Raw genomic sequence first — 13,036 nt, 5'->3', positions numbered from 1 at the left:
AGCCTGGCTGGCAGGGATGGCAGGGATGGCAGGGCATAAAAAAACCCGCCGAAGCGGGTTTCTCGTTCAACGCGATCGCGTCATTTCTTGCCCAGCTTCTTCAGCTCTTCGTCGCGCAGCTCCCGACGCAGGATCTTGCCGACGTTGGTGGTCGGCAGTACATCGCGGAACTCCACGGCCTTGGGCACTTTGTAGCCGGTGAGGTTGGCGCGCATGTGCTCCATCACCTGCTCTTTGGTCAGGCTCTCGCCGGGTTTGACCACCACGAATACCTTGATCGCCTCACCGGATTTTTCATCCGGCACGCCGATGGCGGCGCACTGCAGCACGCCCGGCAAGGTCGCCAGCACGTCTTCCAGCTCGTTCGGGTAAACGTTGAAGCCGGACACCAGAATCATGTCTTTCTTGCGATCGACGATACGCAGGTAGCCGTCTTCCTGAATCAGGCCGATATCACCGGTCTTCAGCCAGCCGTCGGCATCGAGGATCTCATCGGTGGCTTCCTGGCGCTGCCAGTAACCTTTCATCACCTGCGGGCCTTTCACGCACAGCTCGCCGATCTCACCGATGGCGAGCTCCTGGCCGTCATCGTTGATGATCCGACACAGGGTCGAGGGCAGCGGAATACCGATGGTGCCCAGCTGGATGGCGCTGAACGGGTTGACCGTGGCCACCGGGCTGGTTTCGGTCATACCGAAGCCTTCGCAGATGGCGCAGCCGGTAACTTCCTTCCAGCGCTCGGCGGTGGCCAGCTGCAGGGCCATGCCGCCGGAGACGGTGAGTTTCAGGCTGGAGAAGTCCAGCTTGCGGAAATCCTCGTTATTGCACAGGGCGACGAACAGGGTGTTGAGGCCGACGAAACCGGTAAAGCGGTACTTGGCCAGGTCCTTGACCACGGATGGCAGATCACGCGGATTGGTCAGCAGGACGTTGTGCCCGCCGATCAGCATCATCGCCATGCAGTGAAAGGTGAAGGCGTAGATGTGGTAGAGCGGCAGCGGTGCGATCAACACCTCGCAGCCTTCGTTGAGATTGGCGCCCATCAGCTCGCGCACCTGCAGCATGTTGGCCACCAGGTTGCGATGGGTCAGCATGGCGCCCTTGGCCACGCCAGTGGTGCCGCCGGTGTACTGCAGCACGGCAATATCGTCGTTGGCAGGGCTGGCTTCGGCGAAGCTCTGCCCGCGGCCCTTGGCCAGCGCATCGTTGAGGGCCACGGCACGCGGCAGGCTGTAGGCCGGCACCATTTTCTTCACATGCTTGATCACGAAGTTGACCAGCAGGCGCTTGAAGGTCGGCAGCATATCGCCGACTTCGGTGACGATCACCGTCTTCACGCCTGTCTTCGGCACCACCTGCTCGGCCAGGTGCGCCATGTTGGCCAGGCAGATCAGCGCCTTGGCGCCGGAGTCGTTGAACTGATGTTCCATTTCCCGCGCGGTGTACAGCGGGTTGGTGTTGACCACCACCAGGCCGGCGCGCATGGCACCGAATACCACGACAGGGTACTGCAGCACGTTGGGCAGCTGCACGGCGATACGGTCACCCGGCTTGAGGTCGGTGTGCTTTTGCAGGTAGGCAGCGAAGTCACCGGAGAGCTGGTAGATCTCACCGTAAGTGAGCGTCTTGCCCAGATTGCTGAAAGCAGGCTTGTCGGCGAAGCGTTGGCAGGACTCTTTCAATACCGCGAGGATGTTCGGGTACTGGTCGGGATTGATTTCGGCAGCGACCCCAACGGGATACTTGTCCTTCCAGAAGTTTTCGGTCATGGAAGCCCACTCCTAAGCAACAGCTGATCTTCACCGCGCGTAGGCGGTTGTTTGTTGTGTATTTAGCTCGCTTTCCCGCTGGCCAGGGGCCCGGAAGCGCGCCGAGAGTAGCAGCTTTACCAGAGGCCCACCAGCACCAAGCATGGGCTGCAGAGTAATGAAAGTGACTAAAAGACGCACAAAAGTCACAATCCATTATCCCCCAATGAAAACGGACAAAAGCCTCTAGCTCGCTTATTACAGCGCATAGAGACTAGCCCGGATAAGCGTCAAGTACAGTGCGGGGTTCGACGAAACGAGTGGGCATACCGCGCTTGCGGTTACCAAATCACAACAATTGATCGGCCATTGCGGCAGATGAGCAGGCCTCTCCCCTGCTCCGGGGAGAGGCGCAGGGGTCAGGCGATGTCGCGCAGCTCGCGGCGCAGGATCTTGCCGACCGGGGTCATTGGCAATGCATCCTTGAAGACGATGTGCTTGGGCACCTTGTAGCCGGTGAAATTCTCCTTGCAGTATGCCTTGAGCTCTTCCACCGTCACACCACCGTCACGCGGTACGACGAACAGTTTGACCACTTCCCCGGACTTTTCGTCCGGCACACCGATAGCGGCGCAACTGGCGACCTTCGGGTGTGCCATGACCACATCCTCGATCTCGTTGGGGTACACGTTGAAGCCCGAGACGATGATCATGTCCTTCTTCCGATCGACGATGCGCACGAAGCCGTCCGGGTCGATTACCGCAATATCGCCGGTCTTGAACCAACCGTCGGCATCCAGCACCTCGGCCGTGGCGTCCTCGCGCTGCCAGTAGCCTTTCATGACCTGCGGCCCCTTGATGCACAGTTCGCCGCGCTCACCCAGCGGCAGCTCACCCCCCTCATCGTCAATCACCTTGAATGCCGTACCGGACACCGGAATGCCAACGGTACCCAGGCGCGCATGCTCGCCATAAGGGTTGGCGCTGGCCACCGGCGACGTCTCGGTCAGACCATAGCCTTCAACGACAACGCAGCCTGTCATGTGCTGCCAACGCTCTGCCGTGGCCTTGACCAGCGCGGTACCGCCAGAGTTGGTGACCTTGAGGTGGGAAAAGTCGAGGTTCTTGAAGTCAGGATGGTCCATCAACGCGACGAACAAGGTGTTCAGGCCCAACAATGCCGAGAACTTCCACTTGCCCAGCTCCTTGACGAAACCGGGAATGTCACGCGGGTTGGTGATCAGCACGTTGTGGTTGCCGTTGACCATCATGCACATGCAGTTCGCCGTGAAGGCATAGATATGGTAGAGCGGCAGAGGCGCGATCATGATCTCCTGGCCCTGCTTCATCAGCGTCGTGCCATCCGGGCCGAGCTGCGACAGGCAGGCATCGACCTGCAGCATGTTGGCCACCAGGTTGCCGTGGGTGAGCATCGCCCCCTTGGCCACGCCGGTGGTGCCGCCGGTGTACTGCAACACAGCGATATCGTCGTGGCTGGCAGTCACGGGCGTCAGCGCCTGGCCATGACCCTGCTTGAGCACCTGCTTGAAGGCAATGGCCTGCGGCAGGTGATAGTCGGGCACCATCTTCTTGACCTTCTTCACCACGGTGTTGACCAGCCAGCCCTTGAGGCTCGGCAACAGGTCACCCATCCTGGCTTCGATCAGGTAGTCGATCTCAGTGTCCGGCAGCACCTCCTGCACCAGCTTGCCGAACATGTTCAGGTACACCAGCGCACGCACGCCGGCATCCTTGAACTGATGACGCATCTCGCGTGCGGTGTATAGCGGGTTGGTGTTGACCACGATGAGGCCGGCGCGCATGGCACCGAACACGGCGATCGGATACTGCAGCACGTTGGGCATCTGCACGGCGATGCGGTCGCCCGGTTTGAGATCGGTATGTTTCTGCAGATAGGCAGCAAAGGCTGCGGAGAGGCGATCCAGCTCGGCATAGGTCAGCGTGACGCCAAGATTGCTGAAGGCCGGACGATCAGCGAAACGCTTGCACGAACGCTCGAACACTTCGATCACCGACTTGTAGCTGGACAGGTCGATATCGTTGGGCACGCCAGGGGCGCGTTTGTCGTTCCAGAAATCAGGTTGCATTGTTCTTGTCCTCTTCCCCTGAAGTAATCTGACTGCCCGGAAAGTAGCAGCTTGGAACAGCGCCGCAAATAGCTCGAAGGCGTCATTGATGGGCTGAATTTCGCATTAAATGTAGCGATTCGTAACCGATCTTTAGCCTTTGGCAGAAATTTACTGGAGCTATGCCTGACAGCGGTCAGGGTGCACAATGCCGCCAACTCCCGGCACAAGGATTCGCCATGCGCCACGACGTCTTCACTCTCAATGCCAGCGATGGTCTGCCGCTGCACATCAACCACTGGTATGGCGAAGAGGCACCACGAGCAGCGCTGATGCTGGCCCACGGCATGGCCGAGCACAGTCTGCGCTACGCGCGCCTGGGCGAAGCGCTGGTGGCGTGCGGAATCGCCTTGTATGCACTGGATCAGCGTGGTCATGGCCTCACCGCAGAACGCGGCACGCTGGGGCACTTTGCCGACGAGGACGGTTGGAGCAAGGTGGTGGATGACCTGTCTACGCTCAATCACCATATTCGCCAGCAGCATCCACACACGCCGATCTTCCTGCTGGGTCACAGCATGGGCAGTTACATCGGCATGGCCTACCTGATGGGCCACAGCTGCAGTCTGCAGGGGGCCATCCTGTCCGGCTCCAACTACCAGCCCGTAGCGCTGTACAAGGGCGCACGCCTGATCGCCGGTTTCGAGCGCTGGCGTCTGGGCGGCAAAGGCCGCAGCAAACTCATCGACTTCTTGTCATTCGGCTCATTCAACAAAGCCTTCAAACCTAATCGCACCGCCTTCGACTGGCTCAGTCGCGATCCGGCAGAAGTGGACAAATACGTGACCGATCCACTCTGCGGTTTCGTCTGCACCACGCAGTTGTGGTGCGACCTGCTTGAAGGCCTGCAGCACATCACCAAGGTGGCCAACCTGACACAGATCGATGCCGACCTGCCGCTGCTGGTCATCGGTGGCTCGCGTGACCCGGTCAGCGACGGCAAACGCCTGGAAGACCTGGCAGCCGCGCTACGCACTGCTGGCGTGCGCGACGTACAACTGAAACTTTATCCCGAGGCCCGCCACGAGTTGCTCAACGAGAGCAACCGCGACGAGGTCACCGCCCATCTGATCGACTGGCTGCAGCAAGCGCTGCGCCACGGTCGCAAGCTCACTCAGGAGTGTCCATGACCCAGGTAACCAACATCCCCTACGAGGCGCTCGAAGTCGGCCAGCAAGCCAGCTTTGAAAAGCAGGTGGAAGAACGTGACGTGCAGCTGTTCGCCGCCGTGTCCGGCGACAACAACCCGGTGCACCTGGACGCAGCCTTCGCCGCCGAGACCATGTTCAAGGAGCGTATCGCCCACGGCATGTTCACCGGCGCGCTGATCAGCGCCGCCATCGCCTGCAACCTGCCCGGCCCGGGCACCATCTACCTCGGCCAGCAGCTCAAGTTCACCCGCCCGGTGAAACTCGGCGACACCCTGACCGTGAAGCTGGAAGTGCTGGAAAAACTGCCGAAGAACCGCGTGCGCATCGCCACCCGCGTGTTCAACCAGGATGGCAAGCAAGTGGTCGACGGCGAAGCCGAAGTGCTCGCCCCGAGCGCCGAGCAGACCGTGACCATGCCGCCGATGCCGCAGGTGACGGTCGGCTGACCCGCTGCAAGCTGGTGCGCGGCAGCAGCACCGCGCACCACTTTTGTTCTACACTCACAAGCCTTGAGCGATCTGGCACTCCAGAAGTGCAATTCATTGTGCACTTCGCACAAAATCCTTTGACCACCTTGCCAAGCGGCCACGCCCGCTGATTCTGGCACGCCCCCTGCTATCGCCAAGGCCTTACCCCCATACCGGAGCCAGGTCCATGAGCCACGCCACCCCCGATAGCGATTACCCTCTGAGCGAGGTGCCCAGCGGCGCCCGCAAGGGGCTGTTCTCCACCGCCATCCTGCTGTTCGGTTTCACCTTCTTCACCGCCACCATGTTCGCCGGCGGCAAGATCGGCATGGCCTTTGACTTCACCACCCTGCTCTGGGCTGCAGTGATCGGCAACCTGCTGCTCGGGCTATATGCCGCCGTACTCGGCTTCATCGCCTGCCGCAGCGGCTTGAACTCGGTGCTGATGGGGCGTTTCTGCTTCGGCGAAGTGGGCAGCAAGCTGTCCGACATGCTCCTGGGTTTCACCCAAATTGGCTGGTACGCCTGGGGCACGGCAACCGTTGCCATCGTCCTGGTGAAGATTCTCGGCCTGCCGGAGGGCCTGACCATCCCGCTGATGGTGCTGTTCGGCTTCGGTTTCTGCCTCACTGCCTTCGTCGGCTACAAGGGCCTCGACCTGCTCTCGCGCGTTGCCGTGCCGGCCATGCTGGTGCTGCTGGTGGCGTCGCTGTGGATCGCCACCCGTGATATCGGCGGCCTCGCCGGGCTGCTGGCGGTAGAGCCGTCGGAAAGCATGAGCCTGAGCGTGGCCATCACCCTGGTATTCGGCACCTTCGTCAGCGGCGCAACCCAGGCCACCAACTGGACGCGCTTCGCCAAGAGCGGCCGCGTCGCAGTGCTGGCCAGCCTGCTCGGTTTCTTCATCGGCAACGGCCTGATGATCATCGCCGGTGCCTACGGCGCCATCGTCTACCAGCAACCGGACGTGGTCGAAGTGCTGGTGCTGCAGGGCCTGTCCATGGCCGCTGTGGTCATGCTCTTCCTCAACCTGTGGACCACCCAGGACAACACCATCTACAACTTCGCCGCCGCCGGCTGTAACCTGCTGCGCACCAGCAAGCGTAAGACCGTGACCCTGGCCGGCGCTGGCATCGGCACGCTGCTGGCCATCGGCGGCATGTATGAAATGCTGATCCCCTTCCTGATCCTGCTCGGCTCGATCATCCCGCCGATTGGTGGCGTGATCATGGCCGACTACTTCTACGGCCATCGCGCGCGCTACCCGAAACTGGCCGATGCGAACCTGCCTGCATTTAATTGGGTCGGCCTCGGCGCCTACCTGATCGGTGCACTGAGTGCCTATTTCTCGCCCTGGGTCGCGCCGCTGGTGGGCATCGCCGTAGCCGCCGTGGCCTACGTCGTGCTGTTTGAACTGCACAAGGCCCTGGCTGGCCGTCAGCAGGTCGCTGGCGCGTGAGCCTGACCGTCGCCGATGTACTCGCCCTGCCCGGCCTGGACAGCATGCACCTGCGTGCTGGCCAGGTCGGGCGCGACAATGCCGTGCGCTGGCCCTACGTGGCCGAGAACGAGGGCATTGCCGACTGGGTGATGGGCGGCGAGCTGATTTTCGTCACCGGCATCAACCACCCGCGTGACGAAGCCAATCTGCTGCGCCTGGTGCGCGAAGGCCATGAGCGCGTGGTCGCCGGCATGGTCATCCTCACCGGCGCCGAATATATCCACACGATACCGCCCAGCGTGATCGACGAAGCCGAGCGCCTCGGCCTGCCGCTGATCGAGCAGCCCTATGCGCTGAAGATGGTGGTGGTCACTCAGGCGATTGGCACGGCCCTGGTCCATGCGCAACAGCTCGGCCGCTCACGTCAGCACGTGCTGGAGCAGGTGCTCGATGGCGACTACCAGTCGCTCGACGTGCTGCTGCAACGCGCCGACAGCCTCGGCCTGGCGCTGCACGTGCCACGCCAGGTAGCCCTATTGCGTCTCGACGGCAGCGAACAGCTGTTCGGCGACCTGGCCGACGAAGACGCCGAGCGCCAGCTGCAAAGTCGTCAGCAACTGCTGCAACGACGTCTGGAGCAGAGCCTCGGCGAACTCGGTGAGGCGCTGCCACTGGTTAGTCAGGGCCGCCACTGGATCGCCCTGCTGCCCTGCCCCACGCCGCAGGATGAAGCGCGCAACCGCCAGGCCATGACCGCCCTGCTCGATGAGCTGCGCCCGCAACTCGGCCCGCTGCGCCTGTTTCTCGGCCTTGGTAGCGCCGGCTGCGATGCGCCGCGTTTCGCCCAGGGCTTGGGCGAGGCGCGTCAGGCTCTGGCCGTTGCAAAGCGTTTCCCGGAGCGCCTCGGGCTGTGCAGTTTCAACGAACTGGGCGTGCTCGAGCTGCTTGGCGCAATCCGTGATCGCAGCCTGCTCGACCGCTTCGTCGAGCGCGTGCTCGGCCCGCTGATCGGCGACGACTCGCGCCACCAGCCGGTGCTGATGCCGACGCTGGAAGCCTGGTTCGCCGAGAACGGCAACCTGGCCCTGGCCGCGCAGCGCCTGAATGTTCACCGCAATACCCTGAGCTACCGTCTACAACGCATCGAAGCGCTGACCGGTTGCTCCTTCGATACCCCGCACGACCGCCTGAACATCAGCGTTGCGCTGCTGATCCGGCGCCTGTCGTCGCCTGCCTGAGAGGAACCCTGCATGATCATCCACAACGCCCGCCTGCGCGGCCGCGACGGCCTGTACCGCATCACCCTGAACGGCGCCGATATCGCCGCCATCGATGCGCAAACTGCCGCTGCCACACCGGCCGCAGACGACCTCGACGCCGCCGGCAACCTGGTGGTGGCGCCCTTCGTCGAACCGCACATTCACCTCGATGCCACCCTGACTGCCGGCGAGCCGGCCTGGAACATGAGCGGCACGCTGTTCGAAGGCATCGAACGCTGGGCCGAGCGCAAGGCGCTGGTGACCCACGAAGACACCAAGACCCGCGCCAAGAAAACCATCGACATGCTGGTCGATCACGGTATCCAGCACGTGCGCACCCATGTCGACGTCACCGATCCGACGCTGGCCGCGCTCAAGGCCATGCTCGAAGTGCGCGAGGAAACCCGCCACCTGATCGACCTGCAGATCGTCGCCTTCCCGCAGGAGGGCATCGAGTCCTACGCGGGTGGTCGTGCGCTGATGGAACAGGCCATCGAACTGGGCGCCGACGTGGTCGGCGGCATCCCGCACTTCGAGAACACTCGCGACCAGGGCGTGTCGTCGATCAAGTTCCTGATGGATCTAGCCGAACGCACCGGCTGCCTGGTGGACGTGCACTGCGACGAGACCGACGACCCGCAGTCGCGCTTTCTCGAAGTGCTGGCCGAAGAAGCCCGCGTACGTGGCATGGGCGCGCGCGTCACCGCCAGCCACACCACGGCCATGGGCTCCTACGACAACGCCTACTGCTCCAAGCTGTTCCGCCTGTTGAAGATGAGCGGTATCAGCTTCATCTCCTGCCCGACCGAGAGCATCCACCTGCAGGGCCGTTTCGACACCTACCCGAAACGCCGTGGCCTGACCCGCGTGGCGGAGATCGACCGCGCCGGGATGAACGTCTGCTTCGGTCAGGATTCCATCGTCGATCCTTGGTATCCGCTGGGTAACGGCAACATCCTGCGAATTCTCGAAGCCGGCCTGCACATCTGCCACATGCTCGGCTATGAAGACATCAAGCGCAGCCTGGATCTGATCACCGACAACTCGGCACGCGCGCTGAACCTGGGCGAACGCTATGGCCTGGAAGTCGGTCGCCCGGCCAACCTGCTGATTCTCTCGGCGCCGGACGATTACGAGATGGTGCGCAGCCAGGGCCACGCACTGGTATCAGTGCGCCACGGCAAGGTGCTGATGCGCCGTACCCCGGCCAGCATCGAACGCAGCTGATCCAGTCATTTCGTCGTGGGGTGGATGACGCTTTTATTCGTCCACCCTAGAACTCAAATGTGGGAGGGGCTTTAGCCGCGAGCCTATACAGGTTGTCGCGGCTAAAGCCCCTCCCACAGTATCGAAAACGCGCTAGTCCACCCGCACGCTGGCAGTCATACCAGCACTCAGGGCGATATCTTCGGGCAGGCTGGTCAGTTTGATCCGCACCGGAATACGCTGCGCCAGACGCACCCAGTTGAACGTCGGCTCGACATTGGCCAGCAGCTGTCCATCCGGGCTGGCGTTGCGGTCGGTGATGCCACGGCTGATGCTCTGCACCTCACCGCGAATCTCGTTCTCGCCGCCCATCAACCAGACCTCCACCGGCGCACCAACCTGAATGCGCGGCAGCTTGGTTTCCTCGAAATAGGCCTGCACGTAGAACGACTGGGTGTCGACCAGTGCCATTACCGCCTGCCCGGCATTGACGTAGTTACCCTGCGCCAGCACCAGATTGGTCACTTGACCATCGCGTGGCGCGCGTACTTCGCTACGCGCCAGGTTCAGCTCGGCGATACGCAAGTCAGCCTGGGCCTCGCGATACTCGCCACGGGCCATCTCGGCGTTGATCTGTGCGTTCTCCAGCAGCTCGGCGCTGATCGCCTGAGCACCCAGTCGAGAACGCCGCGCCGCTTCATGCTCACGCAGGCTGAGCTGCTGCTTGCGAATGTCCACCACGGCCTGGGCCTTCTCCACCGCGGCCTGATAGCGGTCATGGTCGATACTCATCAACAGATCGCCAGCCTTGACCTGCTGGTTGTCGCGTACCTCGAGCTCGACCACCCAACCGGACACATCCGGAGCGATGGTGACCACATCGGCACGCACCCGAGCATCACGGGTCCAGGGCGAGTACATGTAGTGCTGCCAGATCCAGGCCCCGGCGAAGATCGCCGCCACCACCGTGATCAGGGTTATGCCGACACGAATGGTCGAATGCATGTTTCTCTCCTCACTGCGCCAGAACGGCCATCACGGCCGCCAGCACGCAGACATAAAGGGCACAATCGAACAAGGCCTCATGCCAGATCCAGCGCTTCAGCCCGATGCGCTGCAAGCCAAGACGCAGCACGCCAGTGAGCAGCAGCGCCAGTACCGCATAGATCGCCATCGGGCTGAGCAACACACCGCCCAGCGACCACTCATGCAAGCCCATGGGTTTCTCCTCTCAGTTGGCACCAGCGGCGCCAACCACTTTGCAATTGCGCCAGGGCCGCATCGGCCAACCGCCGCTCGATGCTCGGCGCCAGCGTACTCAGTGCCAGCCTGAGCTCTGCGGCAGGAGCGTCCAGCGCGTCCTGGCACTCGGGTGCCGGGCCATGCTCCAGTACTTGGTCAAGGTGTTGCAGGAAACGCTCTTGTGGCTGGCTCAGATCGGCATCGACATGCGCCAGGCAGCCGCGCAGATGCAGCAATTCGTCCCCCAGATCGAGCCCGGCGATACCATCGTCCCAGCGACTGCGCGTCCGATCCGGTCGCGCCGGATAGTGACGCGCCAGCTGCAGCAGACGATCAGCCATGCGCCCACCGAACCAGTTCTCCGCGCGCCCCAGGTCACGCCGGGTCAAACGACCGAGATCGGTCTGAATGGCCTGCGTCAGTCGACGCCCATGCCAGACAGGATCGCGCAGCCCGATCAGCTTGAACGCCATCACCGCACAACCGACGCCCAGCAGCATGCCGGGCGCCTCGTTGAGAAAATACGCCACGTCGTAACCTACGCCAGCAGGCGGCAAGCAAAGCACGATCAGGTGCAGGCAGAATGACGTCGAAGTCGCCGCCAGCGGTGGTTTAGCCATGCCCAGCACGCCAAAGAACAGCGGGACACCCAGCACCAGCGCGAGCATGGGGAATCCGTCGATCTGTGGCATCAGAATCTGCCCGACGAAGAACGCCACCGGCAGCGCATAGAAGATACCGCGCAGGAACATCATGCCGATTGCCGGCGCCGCCTCCAGCCGGGCGAACAGACTGCAGACCACCGCGCCAAGCAACATCGCACCAACGGCATGAGTCCAGCCAGTGGCCATCCAGAACGTGGCCAGGACCATGAAGGTCAGACCGCTACGTGCGCCATAGACCAGAGCGCTCTGCCAGTCGTAGTGCCAGGACAGCGCCTGCGGCGCATCGACCGGTGCCTTGCCCTGCTCGACCGCCTGCAGAGCAAGGCTGGCATCCTCGACGCGCAGCAAGAGAACGGCCAGGCGCTCCAGGCACAGCTGCTGAGCGACGCTCAGCGACGCGTCCTGAGCGGCCTCACGCAAGCGATCGACCAACGTAGAGCGTTCTCCGGGCGGAGCCTGCAATTGCGCCTGCACCGCCTGTAGCCAAGGCGCTACGCCTTGCGCTTCATCCGTGCCGAGTTGACGCCACTGCCTGGCCACGCCCCGGGCGAGCCTCAGCATGCCAAGCAAATCACGACTGAGCACGCGCAGGGCGATGGCTCGCTGGCGGCCACGATCGCCCTCGAACCAGGCGTGCTCGCGCTGGGCGTCCACGGCAACGATACGCGCCAGCACTTCGAGCAGTCCCTGGCGCGAATCGCCCTCTTCTCCCGCCAGGGCCAGGCATACGGCCTTGATACCGGCCTGCCAGGTATCACGTGCCTGCTGTACCAACTGCCGCTCGACCCGCTGCGGCCAGAGCAAGGCACTGCTCAGCGTGGCACAGACCAGCCCCAGGCATATCTCGGTGGAACGGGCGATGGCCTCATCGAAGATCACATGAGGCTTGTCGATAGCCGGCAGGCCGATGATTGCGACCGTGTAGCCAGCCAGCACGAAGGAATACGCCCAGGCGCTGCGAAGCATGGTCGAGACGGCGGTACAGGTCGCCAGCCACAGGGCAAAGGTCAGCAGAAACAGCCAGGGCGTCTGAGCGAACAGGGCCATGAGCACCACGGCCATGAAGGTGCCGACCATGGTGCCGAGCAACCGCGCCAGCCCCTTCTGCACCACCATGCCCGAAAGCGGCTGAGCGACGATGAAGGCTGTCATCAGCGCCCACTGCGGTTGTTCAAGACCCAATCGCAGCGCGAGCCAAAGCGCCAGCCCGCCGCCAAGCAACGTCTTGACCGCGAACTGAACAGCCTGGGCATTGGGCGCCAGGAAAGCCTGCAGGGAATCTCGCATGGACTGGGATTCGAAACTTGACGATTTGAAGATAGACGACGACTCGAGCGAGCCGTTAAACAAAGCCAATTATTAGCTAGCTATCTAAATTCGTCCACCCCCTAGCTCAACTTTCCCCGCCAGGAGGCCACCAGCCTAGGTCACAGGCAAAAAAATGGGCGACCGAAGTCGCCCGAATTGCCTTGCGTGCCCAGTTAACTGGAAGGATCAGCCCTGCTTGCGCTTGTGAGCATCCTTCCAGATGAAGTAACCAACACCCCCACAAAAAGCGATCATCAGAAGAACGGTGCCGACTCCGGCGAGAACCACTGTATCGACGAACATGGCTGCCTCCTGTTGTGCCTGTCTGTCTGGGATGGCTTTAAGTTATCAGCGCTGGCGTCAGGAAAATTGATCTGGATCAATCGCCGCAAGCCCCGCGTG

The 13,036-nt window shown here is 62.5% G+C and carries 11 protein-coding genes; 5 read left to right on the top strand and 6 right to left on the bottom strand.

Annotated features, from left to right (window positions below):
• Positions 1 to 80: 80 nt before the first annotated feature.
• Together fadD1 and fadD2 are read right to left on the bottom strand one after the other, a co-directional pair.
• Positions 81 to 1,769, bottom strand: a complete 1,689-nt coding sequence (gene fadD1 / locus ACJRW5_RS12450; protein ID WP_484570817.1) for a long-chain-fatty-acid--CoA ligase FadD1 — start codon at positions 1,767 to 1,769, stop codon at positions 81 to 83.
• Between the two features lie 398 nt (positions 1,770 to 2,167).
• Positions 2,168 to 3,856 carry a long-chain-fatty-acid--CoA ligase FadD2 gene (fadD2, locus tag ACJRW5_RS12445; RefSeq protein WP_484570816.1) on the bottom strand — a complete coding sequence of 563 codons (1,689 nt, stop codon included), beginning with the start codon at positions 3,854 to 3,856 and terminating at the stop codon, positions 2,168 to 2,170.
• Between the two features lie 218 nt (positions 3,857 to 4,074).
• Between fadD2 and ACJRW5_RS12440 the strand changes: the two genes are divergently transcribed.
• From ACJRW5_RS12440 to codA, 5 genes are all read left to right on the top strand, one after another.
• Positions 4,075 to 5,025, top strand: a complete 951-nt coding sequence (locus ACJRW5_RS12440) for a lysophospholipase (protein ID WP_484570815.1) — start codon at positions 4,075 to 4,077, stop codon at positions 5,023 to 5,025.
• Positions 5,022 to 5,492 (top strand): MaoC family dehydratase, encoded by a 471-nt coding sequence (locus ACJRW5_RS12435; protein ID WP_484570814.1) that lies wholly within the window; start codon positions 5,022 to 5,024, stop codon positions 5,490 to 5,492. The genes ACJRW5_RS12440 and ACJRW5_RS12435 overlap by 4 nt, the downstream gene beginning before the upstream one ends.
• Before the next feature lie 208 nt (positions 5,493 to 5,700).
• Complete coding sequence (codB, locus tag ACJRW5_RS12430; RefSeq protein WP_484570813.1) at positions 5,701 to 6,972, top strand: cytosine permease; 1,272 nt, start codon at positions 5,701 to 5,703, stop codon at positions 6,970 to 6,972.
• Complete coding sequence (locus tag ACJRW5_RS12425; RefSeq protein WP_484570812.1) at positions 6,969 to 8,192, top strand: PucR family transcriptional regulator; 1,224 nt, start codon at positions 6,969 to 6,971, stop codon at positions 8,190 to 8,192. Before codB ends, ACJRW5_RS12425 begins: the two co-directional genes overlap by 4 nt.
• A gap of 12 nt (positions 8,193 to 8,204) precedes the next feature.
• Positions 8,205 to 9,440 carry a cytosine deaminase gene (codA, locus tag ACJRW5_RS12420; RefSeq protein ID WP_484570811.1) on the top strand — a complete coding sequence of 412 codons (1,236 nt, stop codon included), beginning with the start codon at positions 8,205 to 8,207 and terminating at the stop codon, positions 9,438 to 9,440.
• A gap of 132 nt (positions 9,441 to 9,572) precedes the next feature.
• Here codA and ACJRW5_RS12415 read toward each other — a convergent pair whose 3' ends face one another.
• From ACJRW5_RS12415 to ccoM, 4 genes are all read right to left on the bottom strand, one after another.
• Positions 9,573 to 10,424: an efflux RND transporter periplasmic adaptor subunit gene (locus ACJRW5_RS12415; protein ID WP_484570810.1), complete on the bottom strand. Its 852-nt coding sequence runs from the start codon at positions 10,422 to 10,424 to the stop codon at positions 9,573 to 9,575.
• Between the two features lie 10 nt (positions 10,425 to 10,434).
• A complete protein-coding gene (locus tag ACJRW5_RS12410; RefSeq protein ID WP_484570809.1) occupies positions 10,435 to 10,638 on the bottom strand; it encodes a DUF1656 domain-containing protein in 204 nt (67 codons plus the stop codon).
• Positions 10,625 to 12,613: an FUSC family protein gene (locus ACJRW5_RS12405; RefSeq protein ID WP_484570808.1), complete on the bottom strand. Its 1,989-nt coding sequence runs from the start codon at positions 12,611 to 12,613 to the stop codon at positions 10,625 to 10,627. The genes ACJRW5_RS12410 and ACJRW5_RS12405 overlap by 14 nt, the downstream gene beginning before the upstream one ends.
• Before the next feature lie 207 nt (positions 12,614 to 12,820).
• Entirely contained in the window at positions 12,821 to 12,937 is a 117-nt protein-coding gene (gene ccoM / locus ACJRW5_RS12400; protein ID WP_484570807.1) for a cytochrome c oxidase subunit CcoM, read from the bottom strand.
• Positions 12,938 to 13,036 lie beyond the last annotated feature (99 nt).

Origin of the sequence: Pseudomonas pichavaramensis (assembly GCF_050473265.1) — a bacterium.
GTDB lineage: Bacteria > Pseudomonadota > Gammaproteobacteria > Pseudomonadales > Pseudomonadaceae > Aquipseudomonas.
This window is presented reverse-complemented; position numbering and strand designations above follow the sequence as displayed.